The organism is Corynebacterium tuberculostearicum (assembly GCF_016894265.1).
Lineage (GTDB): Bacteria > Actinomycetota > Actinomycetes > Mycobacteriales > Mycobacteriaceae > Corynebacterium > Corynebacterium tuberculostearicum_D.
Genome location: NZ_CP069791.1, coordinates 1027678 through 1049401 on the forward strand (window position 1 = coordinate 1027678; position 21724 = coordinate 1049401).

A 21724-nucleotide genomic window follows, 5' to 3' on the forward strand; every position below is an offset into this window, starting at 1 on the left:
AATGGGAGGTATGTTGGCTTGATGTTGGCATACCTCCCTTAGTGGTTTTTATCACTCAGGTTAAGTGGGGGGAGGCGGGGGAATATAAACGCATTAGCTGCGGATAACCTCTCATTAGGAAAAGTGAGAGAGCTGATTACACGCCCCAGTAGGTTAACTAAAGGTTAACCAAAGAAAACATTAAAGAAAATCAATTGTCTGTGGATAGGCGCAGGAGTAATCTGCATTTCGTCCGCGACGCGTGAAGGCGCCGTAGATGCGTACCGTGTTCATCTGTTTTCTTTCCAAGGGGCCAACGCTGTGACAGCGACTCTGATTATCCTCGGCATTGTGGTGGTAACCGCCCTTGCCTTTGACTTTACGAACGGATTTCATGACACTGCCAACGCGATGGCTACTTCCATTGCCACCGGTGCTTTGAAGCCTTTTACTGCGGTGGCAATCTCCGCAGTCCTCAACCTTGTCGGTGCTTTCCTTTCGGTCAACGTTGCTGCGACCGTGGCAAAGGGCATTGTTAACCTTGATTCCTACGACCTGTCTGGCGCCGCCGCTGACACCGATGGCCAGGCGCTTTTGATGGTCGTCTTCACCGGCCTTATCGGCGGCATCATCTGGAACCTGTTCACCTGGTTGCTGGGTATGCCGTCCAGTTCCTCCCACGCCTTGTTCGGTGGCCTCATCGGTGCCGCCTTCGCTGCGATGGGCTCGACTGGCGTGGAGTGGTCCTCCATTGCCGGCAAGATTATTATCCCGGCCGTTGCCTCGCCTATTATCGCGGCGCTGGTTTCGGCGTGTGCCACGTTCCTTATCTACTGGGTAACCAACACCATCCCGAATAAGGCGAAGAACGAGCACTTCCGCCACGGTCAGATCGTCACCGCCTGCCTCGTGTCCCTGGCGCACGGCGCCGGCGATGCGCAGAAGACCATGGGCGTTATCTTCCTGGCGCTAGTTGCCTCTGGGCATGCGGTTGCCGACGCCCGCATTCCAACCTGGGTTATCGTTTCTTGTGCTGTGGCCATCGCGGCCGGCACTCTGTCCGGCGGCTGGCGCGTTATCCGTACCCTGGGCAAGGGTCTGGTGGAGATTGAGTCCCCGCAGGGTATGGCTGCTGAAGCTACTTCTGCAGCGATCATCTTGACCTCTGCTACCGGTGGTATGGCGCTGTCCACCACCCACGTGTCCACCGGTTCCATCCTGGGTACCGGCCTGGGGCGCCGCGGCGCCGAGGTTCGCTGGGGTGTGGCCATGCGCATGGTGTCCGCGTGGCTTATTACCCTGCCGTGCGCCGCGTTCGTCGGCTTTGCTACCTGGTGGTTGGCACACGGCGTCTCCTCCTTTACCAACGTAGCAACCGGCGCCATCGTGGACTTCGTCTTGCTGCTGGCAATGGTCGCACTCATCGTGGTTCGCTCCCGCATGAACCCGGTGGATGCTTCCAATGTCAACAACGACTGGGATCCAAACTCCGAGTCGGTGGATTCCTCCATGGGTGCGGGCTCTGACCGCAAGGAGCCAGTTGCTGCCGACGCCGCACCAGTATCCGCAACCAAGGCGGAGGATGTCTCCGCGCCGTCTACTGCTCAAGAGGAGCGCTAAACCATGACTGCTGCAGAAATCTTCCAGTCCCTCATTCACGTTGCAGGCTTGGCGCTGGTCTTCGGCGCTGGCATTCCGCTCCTGTTCTCTCTGGGCATGCGGTGCATGACCGGTGACCCAATTCGAGACGACAACGGCGTTGTCGTGGGCGATACTCCGGCAAGCACGCAGATGAAGGTGCTGGGCTGGACCGTCTATGCGGTGTTGGCCGTAGTCATTCTCGTGGCCATCATGTGGATTGCTCGCGATACGCTGGACCACTACTTCGGCTTTACGCCGTTCGGTGACCTATAGAAAATCCTCTTGCCCGAGGGCAAACCTTCCGTGTGATGTGCGGCACACTTTTCCAAAGTTAACAAAAGGTTAACTTTAAGCGACCTAGGGGTTGCTTAGTGGAAGTGTGCCGCGTATATTCTTCTCTATCAATCAGAGAGAAAGCCACATGGAGGTGTGAGAAATGAACAAGATGCGTACTTTGATGGACGGCATCGCTGATGCGTTCAAGGGCTCCACCACTGGTACCGGCCTGGACACTGTATCGGGTGCCCCGGTTCGCGCTTTGGTGGCAGAATCCCTGCTTGACGCTGATAAGACCCCTGCTACAACTAAGGACGTTGCAGAGGCGCTAGAAACCGTCACGGGTCATGCTCCGGATGAACACGAGATGCTCGATGCAGAACTTTTCCTGCTCGACTTCGACTGGCTGCAGTAAGCAGCAACTGAATGAAATCCCCACGAGGTCCCTTGCCACACATTGTGTAGCAGGGGGCTTTGTGCTGCGTGGGGTACACGGGGCGTCGGCAAGCGCGGCTAATCGCGTGGCGGCAGGATGGCCTCAGGGGTCTCGGGCAGAAGCTGGCCGCCATCGATGATTAGTGTTTGGCCGGTGATGTAGCCTGCCTCTTCCGAAGCTAGGAAGGCTGCTGCAGTGCCAATATCGCGCGGGGTGCCCAGGCGGTGCAGCGGTACCGACCGCGTCATTTGATCGAGGTACTCCTGGCCCCGGGCCTCGAGGCCCTCGGTGAGGATATTGCCTGGGAGGACGCCGTTGATGGTGATGCCATCGCGGGCAACCTCCAGCGCGGCCGAACGCATAAAGCCTTGTTGCGCGGCTTTGGAAGCGCCGTAGTGGGCCCAACCGGGAAAGCCCGTGTGCGAGCCGGTGATAGACGTTGTAATAACGATGCGTCCATAGCGGCGTTGCTTGAGGTAGGGGAGCGCCTCCTGGACCACCTTGAAGGTGCCGTGGGTGTTGATGGCAAACATCGCTTCCCACTGCTCATCGGTCATCTCTGCCAGCGGGCAGTTTGGAAAGACGCCGGCATTGGAGCACACAATGTCGAAGCCGCCGTACTCGGCAGCGACCTGGCGGTACATGTCCTTAACCGAAGCGCGGTCGGTGACGTCCACGTGAATAGCGCTGGCACCCAACTCCTCAGCGGTCGCGGTGGCGTGGTCTAAGTCGATATCGGCGATGACAACGGTGGCGCCGGCCTCTCGCAGCGCGGCGACAATGCCGCGGCCAATGCCGGAGGCGCCGCCGGTGACAACGGCTACCCGGCCTGTGAGATCGAACATGATGCTCCTGTTCCTAAAAGGGGTGGGATGAGGGTGATTTCACCTTCTAGTTTAGGCCGCAAGAGCAGGAAAGGCCTGGGAAATTCGCCACGCGGGAGGGAATGAATGAAGGGCCTGTCGGGTTGATTTACTAAGGTAGAAACAGATGAAGATTAAGCCGCTCGGAAGGGTAGAATCATCCTTCCAACTGTGGATAGCGGTACGAAAAGCGAGTGTGAAAGAACTTAATGGCACGTATGCAAGAAAGCGCTGACCTGCTCAAGTGTTCCTTTTGTGGCAAGAGTCAGAAGCAGGTGAAAAAGCTCATCGCCGGCGGCGGTGTCTACATCTGCGACGAGTGCATCGAGCTATGCAATGAGATCATCGAAGAGGAACTGGGCCAAGAGCAGGCGCAAGAATCCTCTGATGCAGAGGTGCGCCTGCCTCGACCCTCGCAGATTTCCGCCTTCCTAGACAAATATGTCATTGGCCAAGACAAGGCCAAGCGTGTGCTGTCTGTGGCGGTCTATAACCACTACAAGCGCATCAAGGCCGAAGAGTCGGCCGCGTTGGAGGCCCGCCGCAAGAAGGCCGAGGGCGATGAGGTGGAGATCTCTAAGTCCAATATCTTGATGCTGGGCCCCACCGGTTCCGGTAAGACCTACCTGGCGCAGACCTTGGCCCGGCTTCTCGATGTCCCCTTTGCCATTGCCGATGCCACCAGCCTCACCGAGGCCGGCTACGTAGGCGAAGACGTGGAAAATATCCTCCTGAAGCTGCTGCAGGCCGCGGACTTTGACGTGGAGCGTGCCCAGCGCGGCATCATCTACGTCGATGAGGTGGACAAGATTTCCCGTAAGTCGGAGAACCCGTCCATTACCCGCGACGTCTCCGGTGAGGGCGTGCAGCAGGCGCTGCTGAAGATCCTGGAAGGCACCGTGGCGGCCATCCCGCCGCAAGGCGGCCGCAAGCACCCGAATCAGGAGTTTATCCAGCTGGATACCTCCAATATTTTGTTCATCGTGGCCGGCGCATTCGCGGGCCTGGATCAGGTCATTGCGGATCGCGTGGGCAAGAAGGGCGTGGGTTTTGGAGCCAACCTGGATACCAAGGACGAGCGCGAAAAGGTCGATCTCTTCTCCCAGGTACGGCCTGAGGACCTAGTGAAGTTCGGTCTTATTCCAGAGTTCATCGGCCGCCTGCCGGTCGTGGCCACGGTGGATAACCTGGACCGTGAATCTTTGGTCAAGGTGCTCACCGAGCCCAAGAACTCCCTGGTTAAGCAGTACAGCCGCCTCTTTGAGATGGATGACTGCGAATTGGACATCGAGCCAGCGGCATTGGATGCCATCGCGGAGCTCGCCTTGGAGCGCAAGACGGGTGCGCGTGGCCTGCGCGCCATCATGGAAGAGCTTTTGGTCCCAGTCATGTACGACCTGCCAGACCGCGAGGATATTGCCACGGTACACATCACGTCGGAGTGCGTGACCGAGGGAGCGGAGCCGCAGTTTAGCTATAAGGATGAGGCAAAGGAATCCGCTTAAGCCGGCGCTATTACTCCTCGTTGTAGATATCCTGCGGGGAGGCCTCGTCGCCTTCCTTGGTATCGAACGAGGACGAGGTGAGGTAGGACTCGTGGCCTGAGTCCGGAATATTGGCGGTCAAAAACGCCAGTACAGCATCGACGGTGAGCCTATGCATGCCGTCGATATTTTCTTGGGTATTGAAGTTCACGCCCAGCATGTTTTCCACCATCACCTGATTGGTCACGCGGTAGACCGTCAACGAGGAAATCAAGGTGAAGATGTCATTGGCGGAAATGCCCGGGCGGAAGGCGCCGGCGTCTTGGCCCAAGAGCAGCAAGCGGTCAAGGTGGAGGGCCACCCCGGCGACGTCGGCAATAGCCTGCTGTGCCGGGTCCACAATCTGCTGGTTAGTTTCCCATACCAGCATGCGAATGGCCTCCGGGTTGGCTACGCGCTCGCGGAAGAGCCAATCCACCAACTTGCGCACGCCTTCGACCGGAACTGCGGTATCGATTTCCAGGGCATCCTCAGGTGGATTAAGGCGCTGCGCGGCGGTGCTCAGCGCACGCAGGTACAAGCCCTTCTTATCACCAAAGTGGTAGTGAATCATGCGCTTGGACATGCCGGATTCTTGGGCGATGGTCTCTAGCTTGGTTTCTGTAAAGCCAAAACGGGAGAACTGCTTGATCGCAACGTCCACCACGGAGTCAATGCTGACGGATTCCGCGTGGGCAGCGTGAGGAGAATCCGCCTGGTCTGCAGCCTGCAGTGGGTCAGTATTCTCAGTGCTCATTGCGTAAGTCCTTAATCCTTGCGGCGCGGCGGTGGCGCGGTGAACTGATGTCTAATAGTGCGGGAGTTGGCAATCCCTCTGCATTCTGGGTGTGCAGCGTGGGGGAGTGTCCCGCATTTCCTTTTCCTATCATGCCCGATTAATCACCCCGTGCGGGAGTATCTGGCCCATTGGGGGCGCTAATTTGGAGGTGAATGGGGGTAATTTAACGCAAGTGCCCTAGATTTTCCCTCCAAAAGAGGGGGCCAGATTCACAGCGCGGAGGCTGGCGGTGGGGCTAAGCTCGGGGATGAATTACATTGTCGCAGCCCTGATTGAGGAGGCTTTTACATCATGACTCAGCCCGTCAAGATCACTGTCACCGGCGCCGCCGGCAACATCGCGTATTCGCTGCTGTGGCGCATCGCTGCCGGCGATGTGTACGGAAAAGACACCCCGGTAGACCTAGCATTGCTGGAAATTCCCGCTGCGGTGGATAAGGCCCAAGGCGTAGCCATGGAGCTCAACGACTCCGCCCTGCCGTTGGTTAACTCCATTACGGTTACTGATGGTCTTAAGGAAGCCTTTGAAAACACCTCGGCCGCCTTCCTTGTCGGCGCTCGCCCGCGCAGTAAGGGAATGGAGCGCGCCGACCTGCTGGAGGCTAATGGCGCCATCTTCACCAAGCAAGGCAAGGCCATCAATGACTACGCCGCGCGCGATGTCCGTGTGCTCGTGGTGGGCAACCCGGCTAATACCAATGCCCTCATCGCGGCGAATAATGCTCCCGATTTGGATGATTCCCAGTTCACTGCCCTCATGCGCCTGGACCACAACCGCACCCTGAGCCAGCTCGCGCTAAAGACGGGCAAGTCCACCACCGATTTCACCAAAGTGGCGGTCTGGGGCAACCACTCCGCCAGCCAGTTCCCGGATATCACCTACTCCAACGCTGAGGTGGACCAGGACTGGTACCGCGAGGAAATGGTCCCCAAGGTGGCCAAGCGCGGTGCGGAGATTATTGAGGTACGCGGCAGCTCCTCGGCCGCTTCGGCGGCGTCGGCAGCCGTGGACCACATGCATGACTGGATTCATGGCACCGAGGACTGGCGCACCGCGGCGGTGCCATCGGACGGATCCTACGGCGTCGACAAGGGCCTTATTTGCGGATTCCCCACGGTCAGCCGCAACGGCCAGTGGGAGATCGTGCAGGGACTGGAGCTTAGCGAGTTCCAAAAAGAGCGCATCGAGGCCTCTGTGGCCGAGCTGCGCGAGGAGCGCAAGGCCGTGGCGGACCTGCTCTAAAACCCGCTTGGTGCGCACCTCATACTCGGTGCGCACCCTGCCTGGCTGAGCCGGTTGACGTGCAAGGTAGAATCGGCCAGGTGACTGAGCAAAATAATGAGCAATTAGTTGGTACCAACCGCGCCGATGCGCTGCCCAAGTCGTGGGAGCCGCAGGCCGTAGAGAAGGACCTCTATGAGGGCTGGGTAGAAAAGGGCTACTTCACCCCGGATGCGAATTCGGAGGCCGAGCCTTATTCCATCGTGCTGCCGCCGCCAAATGTGACCGGCCAGCTGCACATGGGCCACGCCCTGGACCACACGCTGATTGATTCCATTATCCGCCGCAAGCGCATGCAGGGCTACGCCACCCTGTGGCTGCCCGGTGCCGATCACGCCGGCATTGCCACCCAGACCAAGGTCGAGGCCAAGCTCAAGGAGACCGAGGGCAAAAAGCGCTGGGACTATGAGCGCGAAGAATTCATTGGCAAGGTCTGGGAGTGGAAGGAGCAGTACGGCGGCACCATCCAGAACCAGATGCGCGCCATCGGTGACTCCGTGGACTGGTCCCGCGAGCGGTTCACCTTGGATGATGGCCTCTCCCGCGCCGTCCAGACCATCTTTAAGAACCTCTACGATGAGGGCATGATCTACCAGGCCAACCGCCTGGTGAACTGGTCGCCGGTGCTTGAGACCGCCGTCTCCGATATCGAGGTGGTGTACAAGGACGTCGAGGGCGAGCTGGTGTCCATCCGCTATGGCTCGCTCAATGACGATGAACCGCACCTCATCGTGGCCACCACCCGTGTGGAGACCATGCTGGGTGACGTCGCCATTGCCGTCCACCCCGACGATGAGCGCTATGCCGACTTGGTGGGCAAGGAGCTGTCGCACCCGTTCCGCGATGACCTGACGCTCAAGATCATCGCCGATGATTACGTGGACATGGAATTCGGTACCGGCGCGGTGAAGATCACCCCGGCGCACGACCCGAATGACTACGCGATGGGCACCCGCCATGACTTGGATATGCCCACGGTCATCGATACCACCGGCCACATTGCCAATACCGGTACCCGCTTCGACGGCCTGACCCGCGAGGAAGCACGCGTGGAGATCCGGGAAGCGCTGCGCGAGCAGGGCCGCATTGTTAAGGAAATCCGCCCATACGTCCACTCCGTGGGCCACTCGGAGCGCTCCGGCGAGCCCATCGAGCCGCGCCTGTCCCTGCAGTGGTTCGTGGACGTGGCCAAGATGGCCAAGGCCTCTGGCGACGCCGTGCGCGAGGGCGATACCACCTTGCACCCGCAGTCGCTCGAGCCGCGCTACTTCGAGTGGGTCGATGACATGCACGATTGGTGCATCTCCCGCCAGTTGTGGTGGGGCCACCGCATTCCTATCTGGTACGGGCCAGAAGGCGAGGACGGCCAGCGAGACATCGTCTGTGTCGGCCCAGACGAGGAGCCACCGGCAGGATACGAGCAGGATCCGGACGTGCTGGATACCTGGTTCTCCTCCGCGCTGTGGCCATTTTCCACCCTGGGCTGGCCAGAAAAGACCCCAGATCTGGAGAAGTTCTATCCCACCAACGTGCTGGTCACCGCCTACGACATTTTGTTCTTCTGGGTGGCCCGCATGATGATGTTTGGCACCTTTGCCGGCAGCCACACCCCGGAGCTTTTGGGTGAGGGCACCGATGGCCGCCCGCAGGTTCCGTTCAAGGATCTGTACCTGCACGGCCTGGTCCGCGATGAGCAGGGCCGCAAGATGTCCAAGTCCTTGGGCAACGGCATTGACCCGATGGATTGGGTGCGCGATTACGGTGCGGATGCGCTGCGCTTTACCCTTGCCCGCGGCGCCAACCCCGGCGTGGACCTGCCGCTTGGCTCCGACGCCGCCGCGGCTGCCCGCAACTTTGCCACCAAGCTCTTTAACGCCACCAAGTTCGCGCTCATGAACGGCGCTGGAGTGGCCACGCTGCCGAACCGCACGGAGCTTAGCGACGCCGACCGGTGGATCCTCGACCGCGCCGAAGAAGTCCGCGCCAAGGTGGATGCCTACCTGGATGACTACCAGTTTGCTAAGGCCAACGAGCTGCTCTACCACTTCACCTGGGACGAGCTGTGTGACTGGTACCTGGAGATTGCCAAGACCCAGATCCCGCGCGATGGTGTAAGCGAGCAGGGCCGCAATACCCAGATCGTGTTGGGCCGCGTGCTCGACGTCGTCCTGCGCCTGCTGCACCCGACCATGCCATTCGTTACCGAGGTGCTGTGGAAGGCGCTGACCGGCGGCGAGTCCATCGTCGTTGCGCCGTGGCCTACCGTTGCCGATACCAATGGTGGCGCTACCAAGGATGAGGTAGCCGCCCGCCGCATCGAGGACGCCGATAAGCTCATCACCGAGCTGCGCCGCTTCCGCTCCGACCAGGGCGTAAAGCCTTCCCAGAAGGTGCCGGGCCGCCTCGACTTCGCCGCAGCGGATCTCGCCGGCCAAGAGGAACTGGTGCGCAACCTGGCCAATACCACCGCCCCAGGCGAGGATTTCGATCCTTCCGCCTCCATCGAGGTGCGCCTTTCCCAGGCCACCGTGGAGGTCACCCTGGATACCCACGGCGCGGTGGATGTAGAAGCCGAGCGCAAGCGCCTGGAGAAGGACCTGGCCAAGGCCAATAAGGAACTGGAGCAGACCGGCAAGAAGCTGGGCAACGAGAACTTCTTGTCCAAGGCGCCGGAAGAAGTGGTCAATAAGATCAAGGAGCGCCAGCAGGTCGCCCGCGAAGAGGTCGAGCGCATCACCAGCCGTTTGGAGGGCCTGAAGTAGTGGCGGACAAGGACAAGGAGACTGAGGACTTCGAAATCGTCGATGCCCTCAAAGAAGGCACCGACGGTGGCCCGGTGGAAATCACCGAGTCCGGCCTGACGCTCAACTTGGGCATGGGCAGCGAGGACGAGTACAACGAGGCCGCACCGCAAGAGGTGTCGGCCGAAGAGCTGCGCGCCCTAGCGGAGGTAGAAGAAGAGCTCAATGAGCGCTGGCCGGAAACCAAGATTGAGCCTTCCCTCGACCGCATCGAGATGCTCATGGATCTGCTTGGCCACCCTGAGCGTTCTTTCGATGTCATCCACATTGCCGGCACCAACGGCAAGTCCTCTACCGCACGCATGGTGGATTCGCTCCTGCGCGCCTTCCACCGCCGCGTCGGCCTTGTCACCAGCCCGCACCTGCAGCGCGTCACGGAGCGCATCGGCATCGATGGCCAGCCTATCCACCCGCGCGATTATGTGCGCATCTGGCACGAGATCAAGCCTTTTGTGGAGATGGTCGATGCCCAGTCGGACGTTCCCATGTCCAAGTTCGAGGTCCTTGTCGGCTTGTCCTATGCCGCGTTTGCCGACGCTCCCGTGGACGTCGCCGTCGTCGAAGTCGGCCTCGGCGGCCGGTGGGATGCCACCAACGTGGTCAATGCGGATGTCTCCGTCATTACCCCGGTGGGCCTGGACCACACGGATTACCTGGGCGATACCCTCGCAGAGATCGCCGGTGAAAAGGCCGGCATTATCAAGCCGCGCGAGGATGCCGATGATCCGCTGACGCCCAATGAAAACATCGTGGTTATCGCGGAACAGGACCCTGAGGCAATGCGGGTTATCCTGCAGCAGGCCGTGGACGTGGAGGCGGGCGTCGCCCGCTCCGGCTCCGAATTTGCTGCCCTCGAGTCCCGCATCGCCGTCGGTGGTCAGCAGGTCAACATCCAGGGCCTTGGCGGCCTGTACGAGGATATTTTCCTGCCCCTGCACGGCGAGCACCAAGCCAAGAATTCCGCCGTGGCTCTTGCTGCGGTGGAGGCGTTCTTCGGCGCCTCGGCCGGCCACCCGCTGGATGTTGCGACCGTGCGCAATGGTTTTGCCCAAGCGATTTCACCCGGCCGCCTGGAGCGCGTGCGTACCTCACCAACGACGTTTATTGACGCCGCCCATAACCCCCACGGCGCCAAGGCCCTCGGTGCTGCGCTGGACCGCGATTTCGACTTCGCCCGCCTCATCGGTGTGCTCTCGATTTTCGCGGATAAGGACGCCACCGGCATCCTCACCGCACTCGAGCCTTACCTCACCGAGGTAGTCATCACCCAAAACTCCTCGCCGCGCGCGCTCGATGCCTACGACTTGGCAGAGACCGCCCGCGATATCTTTGGCGAGGAGCGATTGTACGTAGCCGATAACCTGCCGGGCGCCTATGCCCAGGCCGTGGAGCTTGCCGAGGAGGCCGAGGTCCAGTCCGGCTCCGGCATCATCATCACCGGCTCGGTCGTCACCGCTGGTGATGCCCGCGCGATGTTTGGAAAGGAACCTGCATGAGCCGCGATACTCACCACCCGCGCGGAGAGCACCAGCCTCGCCCGCCCCGCCGCACCCGGGGCCGTGGCCGCGAAGAACAGATCCCGGAAAGCGAGATCGGCCCCCTCGGCATGGGCCAAGCCCCAGTCAAGGACCCGCTCAAAAGCTTCAACGGGATGGTCATTGCCAGCTCCCTGACCATGGAGGCGCTCGCCTTATCCTTCGCACTGCCGATGCTGTACAAGCTCTATGACGGCACCTTGTGGACCCCCTTTAACTACGGCTTTGTCATCGCCGCAGTGGTATTCCACCTCGTGATGATCGCATTCATGAATAAGAAGTGGGCGCTGTCCGTCATTGTGTGGGCACAGCTGTTGTGCGTCATTGTGGGCTTTATGGTCCACTGGGCCGTGGCCGCCATCTTCATCATCTTTGGCATGGAGTGGCTGCTGGCCGTCTACCTGCGCAGCAACCTCATCGCCCGCATGAAGCGCGGATACCTCACCACGCAGCACCTCAACGAGAAATAAGTCTCGATACCTCCGGCGGGTGGGGCAGACGCGATAGACTAGCGCCCATGCGCACTCTCTATCTCGTCCTTGCCGCACTCGCTTGCATCGCCGCGGTGGTAGCCCGCGCCGCTACGGGAACGCCGTGGCTACCGCTAGTTGCCCTCATCATTGGCGGCGTTTTTCTGGTTTTGGCCCTGCGGAGCAACTTCGAACCGGCCAAAGAAGCCACCTTCGAGGATTTGGACAAGGAACAGCGCGCTGAGCTGCAACGCCTGCTGGCCAATGGCCAGTTTGGCGCCGCAGTAGGCCAAGTGCGCCTGTGGTTTCGGGGCACCTCGCAGGAGCGTGCCGAAGAGATAGTTAAACAACTCGCATAGCCCTGGGCCCCCATACTTTTACCCCAAAGGAATACCCCAGCGCGCGACGCATGCGTGCGGTTTCGGTACAGTGTGGGGCATGACTGAACGTACACTGATTCTCATCAAGCCGGACGGCGTAAAGAACGGCCACGTAGGCGAAATCATCTCCCGCATCGAGCGCAAGGGCCTGAAGCTGGCCGAACTCGATCTGCGCGTTGCTGACCGCGAGACCGCGGAGAAGCACTACGAGGAGCACAAGGATAAGCCATTCTTTGGTGACCTCGTCGAGTTCATCACCTCCGCACCGCTTATCGCTGGTGTTGTCGAGGGCGAGCGCGCCATCGAGGCTTGGCGCCAGCTGGCCGGTGGCACCGACCCAGTTTCCAAGGCTACCCCGGGCAGCATCCGCGGCGACTTCGCTCTGACCGTTGGCGAGAACATCGTGCACGGCTCCGACTCCCCTGAGTCTGCAGAGCGCGAGATCGCTATCTGGTTCCCGAACCTTTAAACGTCTGCGCACTTAGCGCATCGTTCAGCCCGAGCCTGTAGGCTCGGGCTTTATTTATTGCTTGACCCATAAGCCCAAGCGGAGAGCCGCATACCGAGTATCCAGCCCTACCCTGAATAAGTATTGAAGCGGCAAAGCCGCAAATACGTAAAGAGGCAGAAATTGAGCAGGGTTTTGTTCCGGAGGTTGAAGGTGCTTAACGCGGCAGATCATTGCTGAGGGTATTGCACGCGAGGTCATTCACTTCGCAGACTAGGACTGGAGTTCTCCTAATCGAAGGAGAGTAACTGGCGCAGTGTGCGGAAGGCTTCCTTTTGCACTCGATGGGTAACGGTACGGCCCGATTGTTGCTTGATTAAAAGACCGGATTCCCTCAACTTGCCGAGGTGATGAGATACCGTCGGTTGGCTAAGGCCGGAAAGCGCGGTCAACTCCGTAACACTCATCGGGCCGCAGCCCTCGTCGCACAATATGGATAGCAGGCGCAGGCGGGCTGGGTCAGCAAGTACTTTAAATTGCTGGGAAAAGCGGAGGGAGTCGCCCTGGCTGAGCGGGCCACTGCTCAGGGAGCAGCACTGTGCATCCGGGGTGTTATCGGCATTGCTAGGGGAGGAGTCCATGCATACAGTATAAGGAGCCTTCCTCCCACTCCGTTATATTGACGAGTATCAATATGGGTGATTAAAGTACTGCTCGAAAGTTGAATTCCTCGTCGCACAAGGAGAGCCATGGCCGTTACGCAACGCCCAAAGTTGTCATTTCTCGATAGATTCCTTCCCGTTTGGATCATCATGGCCATGGCTGTGGGGCTATTGATCGGACACTTCCTGCCAGGCATTGGAGAAGCACTGTCTGCTCTAGAGGTTGGCGGCATTTCTCTTCCAATCGCGCTGGGCCTGCTAGTTATGATGTATCCGCCCTTGGCTAAAGTCCGCTATGAAAAGACCCGAGATATTGCTGCCGATGGCCGGTTGATGGTGGTATCGATTGTGTTGAATTGGCTGGTGGGGCCTGCATTGATGTTCACCCTGGCGTGGATATTTCTTGCCGATCAGCCAGAGCTGCGAACCGGCCTGATTATCGTTGGGCTAGCCCGTTGTATCGCAATGGTCCTAGTATGGTCCGATCTCTCCTGCGCCGATCGGGAGGCCACCGCCGTTCTTGTCGCCATAAACTCTGTATTCCAGGTAGCCATGTTCGGTGTGCTGGGATGGTTCTATTTGCAGATTTTGCCAGGGTGGTTGGGGCTAGATACCACCTCTGCTGATTTCTCTTTCTGGTCTATCGTCACCGCGGTTCTCGTATTTTTGGGAGTCCCCCTGCTGCTTGGTGTGCTCTCACGGGTCTGGGGTGAGAAAGTCAAAGGCCGCGAATGGTTTGAAAACCGCTTCCTTCCGGCTGTTTCTCCCTTGGCGATGATCGGCTTGCTCTATACCATTGTGTTGCTATTCTCCCTGCAGGGAGAACAGTTGGTAGCGCAGCCCACGGCGGTGATCAAGGTTGCGATTCCGTTGGTCATCTACTTTGTTGGAATGTTTTTCCTAGCTTTGGGTGTGGCAAAGCTCGTGGAAATGAACTACGCGCAATCCGCTTCCGTTGCGTTTACCGCAGCTGGTAATAATTTCGAACTAGCCATCGCGGTTTCCATTGGCACTTTTGGGGCGGCGTCGGCACAGGCTCTCGCCGGTACCATCGGGCCGCTTATTGAGATTCCGGTGCTCGTGGGACTTGTGTATGTGATGCTCTGGATAGGGCCGAAGCTTTTCCCTGGAGACAAAAGCTTGCCAAATTAACGCCGGCCCACTTGATACAAACAGCGCACCCCAGTCGGCGTGATGGTGATGGTCCACTTTGCGGGCGCGGTGCGCAGGCCCATTCGGCTCAGCTTCACCAGGTCCGCCTTTGCCAAAGCATCGAGGTGCTCGCATAGAGGGTCGAGGTCTACCCGCATGAACCTCGAGAGGGCAGTGGAATTAATCGTGTTTCCCTGCACCGCGCCGGCGGCGACGAGGGCGGTGAGGATGTCCGAGTGGGCGTCGGAAAGCTGCAAGCGAGCCTCCGTAACCCCGTCGAGCGGGTCCTTTTGCAGGATCTTCTTAATGCGGCGCCGGCCGATGCGGAAGGACTGGGAAAACATGCCCCATATACCCAGCGGCAAGCCAAAGGCCCACCATGCCCCGGACAGCATCCCGGCAACGGGCGGTGCCAGCTCAATCTCTGGAAGAAGGTCGGCCGCGCTCAGTGGAGCCATGACCAACGGCGCAGCGATCGGGATAAACGGCGCGATATAGGCAATCGTGGGATAGTCGCCATCGCGGAACTCCTCTTGCGCAGCGTTGATGCCGCGCGGGTAATTGCGGATGAGGTGCACCAACCCCAGCACCGCAAAGACGGCAAAAACACCGGCTCCCATCAACATATAATCCACGCCTGTGTTGGCGAAGCCAATGGCAAAGCCGGTCGGCACGCCAAAGTAGAGCGCCGAGCGCACCGGGACTTCATTGCGCTGCCGATGCTGCGCCAGTTCGCGGGCGGGGATTCGTGTTAGTTCTGCCACCCCGCCAACATAACACCGCCTGCCAGCTTGCCCGCGGTTCTGTGACACAATGGGGGATAGCGCGTACGAGACGCGGCATAACTTCATATCCCACAAACTTTTTTAGCGCGCACTATGCCTCGTGCGGCGGCGGTACGGTCTTCGGCCGTGCCTGCGCCCGAGGCCGCGCCAAATACAGACGATGTACAGGAGTAAGCCCGAACATGGTGGCACAGAACTCTCAAGAAACAACTGAAAGCCTCAAGGCAGCGGCGTCTTTGGCCCAGAACCTGGACCGTAGCCAACTAAAGGACAAGACCCGCGTGTATTCCCTGGCCAAGCAGCTGGGGCTTTCCTCGCGCGAGCTGGTGGCACAGCTCAAAGACATGGGCCTGAAAAAGAGCGCGCAAAGCTCCCTTTCCCGCGAGGAAGCAGGCCAGGTGCTGGATACCGTAGCGAACGCCGCCGCGGTTGCCGACGCCCCCGCAACCTCCCCCGAAGCTTCCACTCAAGCACCGGCTGAAGAGGCCAAGGGCGAGGCCGCCGCACAATCGGAAGAGAACGCGGACGAGGATAAGGAAAAGAAGCCGGCTAAGAAGCGCACCAAGCGCGCCCGCAAGGCCACCCGTAAGTCCGCTGCCGTGGAACCCGAAGAGCCGGCCGATGCCGCCGAGCCAGGGGAGGGGGAGCAGTCCGCGGAAGATGAAGAACACCTGCGCCACCGCGTGCGCAAGAACGTGGACAATGAGATTTCCCAGATCGAAGACAAGGTAGAGGCATCGCTTGCCCAGGCCGCAGCCGAAACTGGCGCAGCGGCCGAGGGGCCTGAGGACGCGGAAGCGGCGGAACCCGAAGCGGCAGAAGCCACGGATGAGGCGGACGAAGCACCGGCTAGCGCGCTTGATACCGGAACGGTTGATGCAGCGAAGCTGCACGAGGTGTTGGCTGAAGCCGGTGAAGATTTCGAGGATGACTACTACGCCCCGCACATCGTCCCGCGCGCCGAGTCCGAGGAAGACTCCGACCACTATGACTTTGCGCCTATCTTCATGGCCCCGCAGCAGGACGAGGCAGGGGCATTCGCACCGGCTGTAGATGCAGCGGAGGAGGACTTCTCTGCAGACGACTCCGCACGCGACGACGATGAGGGCGCTGCCGATTCCGCCGAAGATAGCCGCGAGCACTCCGGCTCCGGCTCCGACCGCGGTTCCGGAAAGTCTGAGGGCCGCCGCCGTGGGCGCCGTGGCGCATCCCGTGGACGCGGCGCCGGTGCAAAGCGCGAAGAGCAGGCAGGCGAGCCCGAGCACATTGAAGAGCCGAAGGCCATCCGTGGCTCCACGCGCATCGAGGCTCAAAAGCGCCGTCGTGCCGAGCTGCGCGAAAAGGGCCGCACCCGCCAGCACATCGTCTCCCAAGCGGAGTTCCTTGCCCGCCGCGAAGCCGTGGAGCGCACCATGGTGGTGCGCGATAAGGAGCGCGAGGACGGAGCCGGCATCATCACCCAGGTGGGCGTGTTAGAAGATGACTTGTTGGTCGAGCACTTCGTGACCACCGAGTCCCAGGCCTCGCTCATTGGCAATATCTACTTGGGCCGCGTCCAAAACGTGCTGCCGTCCATGGAGGCGGCCTTCGTGGATATCGGACAGGGCCGAAACGGCGTGCTCTACGCTGGTGAAATCGACTGGCGCAAGACCAAGCTGCACGGGCGCGCCCGCAAGGTAGAAAACGCCCTGAAGTCTGGTGACCAGGTGCTGGTGCAGGTGGCCAAGGATCCCATCGGTCACAAGGGCGCGCGGCTTACCACTCAGATTTCCCTTGCTGGTCGCTACCTGGTCTACGTACCAGGTGGGCGCAGCGCCGGCATTTCCCGCAAGCTGCCCGCTCCGGAGCGCAAGCGCTTAAAGGATATCCTCGGCCGCGTGGTTCCAGGCGATGGCGGCGCGATTATCCGCACCGCCGCCGAAAACGTCCCAGAAGAGGCAATCGCCACCGACGTCAACCGCCTGCACAGCCGGTGGGAGGACATCGTGGCACACGCTAAGAAGGAAAAGTCCTCCAAGGGCGCTAAGCCGGTGACCATGTATGAAGAGCCCAATATGCTCATCAAGGTGGTGCGCGATCTCTTCAACGAGGACTTCACCGAGCTCATCGTCGATGGCAAGCGTTCCTTCAATACCGTCCGCGCCTATGTAGATTCCATGGCGCCGGACCTTGCGGACCGTGTGGTGCGCTACCGCGCCAAGGACCACGGCGGGCAGGATGCCTTCGAGGCTTACCGCATTGATGAGCAGCTGCATAAGGCGCTCTCGCGCAAGGTATGGTTGCCTTCCGGCGGCACGTTGGTCATCGACCGCACCGAGGCCATGACCGTCATCGATGTCAATACCGGCAAGTTCACCGGTTCCGGCGGCAATCTGGAAGAAACCGTTACCCGCAATAACCTCGAGGCGGCCGAAGAAATCGTGCGCCAGATGCGCCTGCGCGATCTCGGCGGCATGATCGTCGTGGACTTTATCGATATGGTCCTGCCAGAAAACCAGGATCTGGTGCTGCGCCGCCTGAAGGAAGCCTTGGGCCGCGATCGCACCCGCCACCAGGTCTCCGAGGTCACCTCGCTGGGTCTGGTGCAGATGACCCGCAAGCGCCTGGGCACCGGCCTGGTGGAGACCTTCTCCACCGAGTGCGAGTGCTGCAACGGTCGCGGCATTATCATTCACCAGTATCCGGTGGACGAGGCCGAGGACGATCAGCGCTCCAAGCATTCTGGCCGCAAGTCCAAGGCGCACAAGAAGCACCACCACGATCCGCAGCAGCACCCGACTGCGGTGGCGATGCAGAAGCACGAGCTTGACGACGCCCCCGAAAGCTCCTCCAAGCCCAAGCGCTTCAAGAAAACCCAAGCACCGGTCTACGGTACCGAGAATGATGAGGCCGCACGGGATTCTGCCAAGACGTCGTTGGAAGACCTCGTAGCAAACGTCGTTGTGGACGAGCGAGGTCCGGCTCAGTCGCAGGCCGAATCGGAAGAGCACAACGGAGACCACGACCGCAGTAAGGAGCGCGGGCGTAGACGCGGTCGCCGCCGCGTTCGCAAGCAGACTCAGACTGAAGTGTCTGATATCGAGGCCATCGCGTATGCCGCGGCGGATAATGCTGCCGAGAGCGATGAGGTGCAGGAATTTAATTCCTACGTCCCCGAAGCGGATACGGACGCGGACTCGGGCGCCGTTGCTCAGGCACACCCTGGTGCTGGGGCCGGCTCCAAGCGTGGCAAGAAGCCGCGCCGGGCGACGCGCCGGTCTAAAGCCACGCGCGCGGCTGCAGGCGGCGAGCAGAAGGCACCGGAAAAGAAATCCGCTCCGGAGAAAGCAACTGGAAAGACCTATGACGAGGCAGTAGCCGAGTTTGAGGCTTCCCCGCGCCGCAAGCGCCGCACCCGCGGCAATTCGCGCTCCGATAGGCGCCCGCAGCCGCAGGACTTCGCGGTCTCCGGTGATCAGGACTCCGCCGACACCGGCGGTAACGCTAGCGGGGCTGAAGCCCAGCGCGGAGAGAAGAGCTCGCGCGAAGAGCGCAAGGCTCGCGGGCGTGGCCGCCGTCGTGCGGTGCGCACCCAGCAGGCCAAGCGTCGGACCACCTCGCGCGTGCCGCACGAGGTCAAGGAAAAGGCGCAGGAGCACGAGCACAAGCAGGCGGGCGGGTCCGCCGAGCAGCGCCATGAAAAGGCCGCTGGCACCGCGCGTGCGGGGCGCGCCGGTGGCAAGGGCCGTGGGCGTCGCCGTGCCGTGCGCCAGGCCGCTCCTAAAAAGGCGGTAGCAGAGAATCCGAAGGTAGCGAAGACCGCCCCGGGCCGTTCGACGCAGCAGGATGGCTCGTCGGATCGTTCCGGTGCTGGCCAGCGTGCGGCCACGGGCGATACCAAGGTGCTGCGCCGCGGAAAGAAGAGGGCGGTGCGCAAGAAGGGGACGTCGGCAAGCGCCAAGGCCCCAAAGGCGCAGGATAATCCGGCCCAGAAGCAGTCTTCCGCGAGCGGTGCGCACAAGGAAATGTCGCGCGCTAAGTCTGGGCGCGGCCGACGCCGCGTAGCACGGCGAAGCACGTCTTAGGGCTACGCCACGCGGGCACAAAAAGCGTGGTTTGTATTTTGTGCCCGCTACGGGGTAGTCTTTGACAGTCGCTGTTTAGTACTCACGGCGCTGGATCAGTCCGACACTCACTAAGTGAGCTGTGCGGGCATGTTCGCGCGGGAACTAAACGCAATATGTAAGTGTCCATTCGGAACGTGGCCTCCCCGGTTGCTTCCGAGCGAGTTTAGATAAGGGGTAACCCTCTATGTACGCGATCGTCAAGACCGGCGGCAAGCAGTACAAGGTTGCTGAAGGTGACCTCGTCAAGGTCGAGAAGATCGAGGGTGAGCCAGGCTCTGCCGTAGCTCTCACCCCGGTTCTGCTCGTCGATGGCGCCGATGTTAAGTCCAAGGCTTCCGACTTGGAGAAGGTTTCTGTCTCCGCAGAAATCGTTGAGCAGGGTAAGGGCCCGAAGGTCGATATCCTGAAGTACAAGAATAAGACTGGTTACAAGAGGCGTCTGGGCCACCGTCAGCCTGTGACCACCTTGAAGATCACCGGTATCAAGTAAGCCTTAACCGGCTGTAATTATCCCTAAAGGAGGGAAACCACATGGCACACAAGAAGGGTGCTTCCAGCTCCAGCAACGGTCGCGATTCCGAGTCCAAGCGTCTCGGTGTCAAGCGCTTCGGTGGTCAGCAGGTTAATGCCGGCGAGATCATCGTGCGTCAGCGCGGTACCAAGTTCCACCCAGGTGAGAACGTAGGCCGCGGCGGCGACGATACCCTGTTCGCGCTTGCAGCTGGCTCCGTTGAGTTCGGTATCAAGCGTGGCCGTCGTATGGTCAACATCGTTCCGGCTGAAGAGGTTGCTGCAGAGGCAACTGCCTAACTAAGGCCGATGAGGTTAATCCTCGAGCCTGCCCCACAGTAGTGTGAGGGTGGCTCGAGGATTTTCTGGTTTTGTGGATACCGAAACGAGGCTCCACCCGGGTAATAGATACACCACGCTAGCGTACACAACCGATGGGATGGCCCACGAGGTAGGCCGTCTCTGTCAGCTGCGGTTGGAGTCCAGCCCAAGACACGCATTACACTGGCGGGGACAAAGATTTAACTAACGGAGGGTTTGACCATGGCACGTTTTATTGACCGCGTTGTCCTGCACCTGCAAGCAGGCGATGGTGGACACGGCTGTGTGTCTGTCCACCGCGAGAAGTTTAAGCCTTTGGGCGGCCCAGATGGCGGCAATGGTGGCCACGGTGGCGACATCATCCTCGAGGTTTCTGAACAAATCCATACGCTTATGGATTTCCATTACCGCCCGCATATTAAGGCGCAGCGCGGCGGCAATGGCGCCGGCGATATGCGCAATGGTGCTCGCGGTGAAGACCTGATTTTGGAGGTCCCAGCGGGCACGGTGGTGCGCACCGAAAAGGGCGAAACCTTGGCGGACCTTACTGTTCCGGGAACACGGTTCGTGGCCGCAGAAGGCGGCTTTGGTGGTTTGGGCAATGCCGCATTGGCCTCGAAGAATCGTAAGGCACCGGGCTTTGCCCTCCAGGGGGAGCCGGGCCAAGCCCATGATCTCATTCTGGAGCTGAAGTCCATGGCGGATGTAGGGCTAGTGGGCTTTCCGTCGGCAGGCAAGTCCTCGCTCATCTCGGTGTTATCGGCCGCGAAGCCAAAAATTGGTGATTATCCCTTTACCACGCTGCAGCCGAACCTCGGCGTGGTGGATATGGGAGATAGCTCCTTTACCATCGCGGACGTACCGGGACTTATCCCAGGTGCGGCCGATGGCAAGGGCCTAGGCCTGGATTTCTTGCGCCACATTGAGCGTACGGCGGTCCTGGCACACGTAGTTGATACTGCCACCATTGAGCCCGGCCGTGATCCGGTCTCTGATATTGAGGCGATGGAAAATGAATTGGCTAAGTACCAGGAGGCTTTGCAGGAAGATACTGGTTTAGGGGATCTGCGTGAGCGCCCGCGCGTCATCATCTTGAATAAGGCAGATGTGCCTGAGGCCGAAGAGCTGGCGGAATTTGTCAAGGATGATCTGGAAGAGAAGTTTGGCTGGCCTGTCTTTATTATTTCGGCCGTCGCTCGCAAGGGGCTGGATCCGCTGAAGTTCCGGCTCATGGATATGGTTACTGAGCACCGTAAGGCCCAGCCGTTGCCAAAGAAGGATAAGAACCACACCGTTATCCATCCCAAGGCGCAGGGCCATAAGAAACATACCGGCGCGTTTGCTGATTTCACCGTGAAGGCCGATCCTGAGGTCGAGGGTGGCTTCATTGTTGAGGGCAAGAAGATTGATCGCTGGATTACCCAGACTGACTTTGAAAATGATGAGGCAGTGGGCTTCTTGGCGGACCGCTTGGCCAAGGCCGGTGTGGAGGATGAGCTGCGCGAGCAGGGTGCTGTGGAAGGCTGCCCGGTGACTATCGGCGGCATTACCTTCGAGTGGGAGCCGATGACCGGCGGTGATCCGACGATGGCAAGCCGTGGCGAGGACGCCCGCCTGAAGGGCACCGGCCGCGTTTCCGCCGCCGAGCGCAAGCGTGCCTCGCAGGCGCGCCGTGGCCTTATTGATGAGTACGATTATGGCAATGATGAAGAGGTCACCCGCGAGGGCGCTAACCGCGATAGGTGGCAGGGCTAGT

19 protein-coding genes are annotated in these 21724 nt (G+C 60.3%); 15 read left to right on the forward strand and 4 right to left on the reverse strand.

Annotation, left to right across the window (positions count from 1 at the left end; translation table 11 throughout):
* Positions 1-300 precede the first annotated feature (300 nt).
* The 3 genes from I6J28_RS05025 (at position 301) to I6J28_RS05035 (ending at position 2311) form a co-directional block, all read left to right on the forward strand.
* The gene (locus I6J28_RS05025; RefSeq protein ID WP_204611154.1) at positions 301-1599 is read left to right on the forward strand and encodes an inorganic phosphate transporter; all 1299 of its coding nucleotides are present in this window, start codon (positions 301-303) and stop codon (positions 1597-1599) included.
* A 3-nt stretch (positions 1600-1602) separates the two neighbouring features.
* Complete coding sequence (locus tag I6J28_RS05030; RefSeq protein WP_005324056.1) at positions 1603-1893, forward strand: hypothetical protein; 291 nt, start codon at positions 1603-1605, stop codon at positions 1891-1893.
* Between the two features lie 163 nt (positions 1894-2056).
* Positions 2057-2311, forward strand: coding sequence for a hypothetical protein (locus I6J28_RS05035; RefSeq protein ID WP_204611156.1), 255 nt, complete (start codon positions 2057-2059; stop codon positions 2309-2311).
* A gap of 98 nt (positions 2312-2409) precedes the next feature.
* On the opposite strand, the gene fabG is transcribed toward I6J28_RS05035, so the two are convergent.
* A complete protein-coding gene (gene fabG, locus I6J28_RS05040) occupies positions 2410-3177 on the reverse strand; it encodes a 3-oxoacyl-ACP reductase FabG (RefSeq protein WP_204611158.1) in 768 nt (255 codons plus the stop codon).
* Between the two features lie 227 nt (positions 3178-3404).
* Here fabG and clpX point away from each other — a divergent pair, with 227 nt between their 5' ends.
* Positions 3405-4700, forward strand: a complete 1296-nt coding sequence (gene clpX / locus I6J28_RS05045) for an ATP-dependent Clp protease ATP-binding subunit ClpX (RefSeq protein WP_204611160.1) — start codon at positions 3405-3407, stop codon at positions 4698-4700.
* 10 nt (positions 4701-4710) lie between these two features.
* Here clpX and I6J28_RS05050 read toward each other — a convergent pair whose 3' ends face one another.
* Entirely contained in the window at positions 4711-5475 is a 765-nt protein-coding gene (locus I6J28_RS05050; RefSeq protein ID WP_204611162.1) for a TetR/AcrR family transcriptional regulator, read from the reverse strand.
* 333 nt (positions 5476-5808) lie between these two features.
* On the opposite strand from I6J28_RS05050, the gene I6J28_RS05055 reads away from it, so the two are divergent.
* The 6 genes from I6J28_RS05055 (at position 5809) to ndk (ending at position 12453) form a co-directional block, all read left to right on the forward strand.
* Positions 5809-6759, forward strand: a complete 951-nt coding sequence (locus I6J28_RS05055; RefSeq protein WP_204611164.1) for a malate dehydrogenase — start codon at positions 5809-5811, stop codon at positions 6757-6759.
* 80 nt (positions 6760-6839) lie between these two features.
* Complete coding sequence (locus I6J28_RS05060) at positions 6840-9560, forward strand: valine--tRNA ligase (RefSeq protein WP_204611166.1); 2721 nt, start codon at positions 6840-6842, stop codon at positions 9558-9560.
* The gene (folC, locus tag I6J28_RS05065) at positions 9560-11095 is read left to right on the forward strand and encodes a bifunctional tetrahydrofolate synthase/dihydrofolate synthase (RefSeq protein ID WP_204611168.1); all 1536 of its coding nucleotides are present in this window, start codon (positions 9560-9562) and stop codon (positions 11093-11095) included. The genes I6J28_RS05060 and folC overlap by 1 nt, the downstream gene beginning before the upstream one ends.
* Positions 11092-11604 carry a DUF4233 domain-containing protein gene (locus I6J28_RS05070; RefSeq protein WP_204611170.1) on the forward strand — a complete coding sequence of 171 codons (513 nt, stop codon included), beginning with the start codon at positions 11092-11094 and terminating at the stop codon, positions 11602-11604. Before folC ends, I6J28_RS05070 begins: the two co-directional genes overlap by 4 nt.
* A 47-nt stretch (positions 11605-11651) precedes the next feature.
* Positions 11652-11963 (forward strand): hypothetical protein, encoded by a 312-nt coding sequence (locus I6J28_RS05075; protein WP_204611171.1) that lies wholly within the window; start codon positions 11652-11654, stop codon positions 11961-11963.
* A gap of 79 nt (positions 11964-12042) precedes the next feature.
* On the forward strand, positions 12043-12453 hold the full coding sequence (gene ndk / locus I6J28_RS05080) for a nucleoside-diphosphate kinase (protein ID WP_204611172.1): 411 nt from the start codon (positions 12043-12045) through the stop codon (positions 12451-12453).
* A gap of 269 nt (positions 12454-12722) precedes the next feature.
* Here ndk and I6J28_RS05085 read toward each other — a convergent pair whose 3' ends face one another.
* Positions 12723-13073 carry an ArsR/SmtB family transcription factor gene (locus tag I6J28_RS05085; protein ID WP_200435307.1) on the reverse strand — a complete coding sequence of 117 codons (351 nt, stop codon included), beginning with the start codon at positions 13071-13073 and terminating at the stop codon, positions 12723-12725.
* 108 nt (positions 13074-13181) lie between these two features.
* Here I6J28_RS05085 and arsB point away from each other — a divergent pair, with 108 nt between their 5' ends.
* Positions 13182-14246: an ACR3 family arsenite efflux transporter gene (gene arsB / locus I6J28_RS05090; protein ID WP_204611173.1), complete on the forward strand. Its 1065-nt coding sequence runs from the start codon at positions 13182-13184 to the stop codon at positions 14244-14246.
* Here arsB and I6J28_RS05095 read toward each other — a convergent pair.
* Complete coding sequence (locus I6J28_RS05095) at positions 14243-15010, reverse strand: hypothetical protein (protein ID WP_204611174.1); 768 nt, start codon at positions 15008-15010, stop codon at positions 14243-14245. The two genes, arsB and I6J28_RS05095, sit on opposite strands and share 4 nt — an antisense overlap.
* A gap of 203 nt (positions 15011-15213) precedes the next feature.
* On the opposite strand from I6J28_RS05095, the gene I6J28_RS05100 reads away from it, so the two are divergent.
* From I6J28_RS05100 to obgE, 4 genes are all read left to right on the forward strand, one after another.
* A complete protein-coding gene (locus tag I6J28_RS05100) occupies positions 15214-19095 on the forward strand; it encodes a translation initiation factor IF-2 N-terminal domain-containing protein (RefSeq protein WP_204611175.1) in 3882 nt (1293 codons plus the stop codon).
* Positions 19096-19321: 226 nt separating this feature from the next.
* The gene (gene rplU, locus I6J28_RS05105) at positions 19322-19627 is read left to right on the forward strand and encodes a 50S ribosomal protein L21 (RefSeq protein WP_049377209.1); all 306 of its coding nucleotides are present in this window, start codon (positions 19322-19324) and stop codon (positions 19625-19627) included.
* A 41-nt stretch (positions 19628-19668) separates the two neighbouring features.
* A complete protein-coding gene (rpmA, locus tag I6J28_RS05110) occupies positions 19669-19947 on the forward strand; it encodes a 50S ribosomal protein L27 (RefSeq protein ID WP_005324079.1) in 279 nt (92 codons plus the stop codon).
* Between the two features lie 243 nt (positions 19948-20190).
* Positions 20191-21723, forward strand: a complete 1533-nt coding sequence (gene obgE, locus I6J28_RS05115; RefSeq protein WP_204611177.1) for a GTPase ObgE — start codon at positions 20191-20193, stop codon at positions 21721-21723.
* Position 21724 lies beyond the last annotated feature (1 nt).

What these genes read in the sequence shown, in the direction of transcription:
- I6J28_RS05030 (WP_005324056.1), top strand. Translation starts at nt 1,603, where the DNA reads ATGACTGCTGCAGAAATCTTCCAGTCCCTCATTCACGTTGCAGGCTTG.
- I6J28_RS05035 (WP_204611156.1), top strand. Translation starts at nt 2,057, where the DNA reads ATGAACAAGATGCGTACTTTGATGGACGGCATCGCTGATGCGTTCAAG.
- fabG (WP_204611158.1), bottom strand. Translation starts at nt 3,177, where the DNA reads ATGTTCGATCTCACAGGCCGGGTAGCCGTTGTCACCGGCGGCGCCTCC.
- clpX (WP_204611160.1), top strand. Translation starts at nt 3,405, where the DNA reads ATGGCACGTATGCAAGAAAGCGCTGACCTGCTCAAGTGTTCCTTTTGT.
- I6J28_RS05050 (WP_204611162.1), bottom strand. Translation starts at nt 5,475, where the DNA reads ATGAGCACTGAGAATACTGACCCACTGCAGGCTGCAGACCAGGCGGAT.
- I6J28_RS05055 (WP_204611164.1), top strand. Translation starts at nt 5,809, where the DNA reads ATGACTCAGCCCGTCAAGATCACTGTCACCGGCGCCGCCGGCAACATC.
- I6J28_RS05070 (WP_204611170.1), top strand. Translation starts at nt 11,092, where the DNA reads ATGAGCCGCGATACTCACCACCCGCGCGGAGAGCACCAGCCTCGCCCG.
- I6J28_RS05075 (WP_204611171.1), top strand. Translation starts at nt 11,652, where the DNA reads ATGCGCACTCTCTATCTCGTCCTTGCCGCACTCGCTTGCATCGCCGCG.
- ndk (WP_204611172.1), top strand. Translation starts at nt 12,043, where the DNA reads ATGACTGAACGTACACTGATTCTCATCAAGCCGGACGGCGTAAAGAAC.
- I6J28_RS05085 (WP_200435307.1), bottom strand. Translation starts at nt 13,073, where the DNA reads ATGGACTCCTCCCCTAGCAATGCCGATAACACCCCGGATGCACAGTGC.
- arsB (WP_204611173.1), top strand. Translation starts at nt 13,182, where the DNA reads ATGGCCGTTACGCAACGCCCAAAGTTGTCATTTCTCGATAGATTCCTT.
- I6J28_RS05100 (WP_204611175.1), top strand. Translation starts at nt 15,214, where the DNA reads ATGGTGGCACAGAACTCTCAAGAAACAACTGAAAGCCTCAAGGCAGCG.
- rplU (WP_049377209.1), top strand. Translation starts at nt 19,322, where the DNA reads ATGTACGCGATCGTCAAGACCGGCGGCAAGCAGTACAAGGTTGCTGAA.
- rpmA (WP_005324079.1), top strand. Translation starts at nt 19,669, where the DNA reads ATGGCACACAAGAAGGGTGCTTCCAGCTCCAGCAACGGTCGCGATTCC.
- obgE (WP_204611177.1), top strand. Translation starts at nt 20,191, where the DNA reads ATGGCACGTTTTATTGACCGCGTTGTCCTGCACCTGCAAGCAGGCGAT.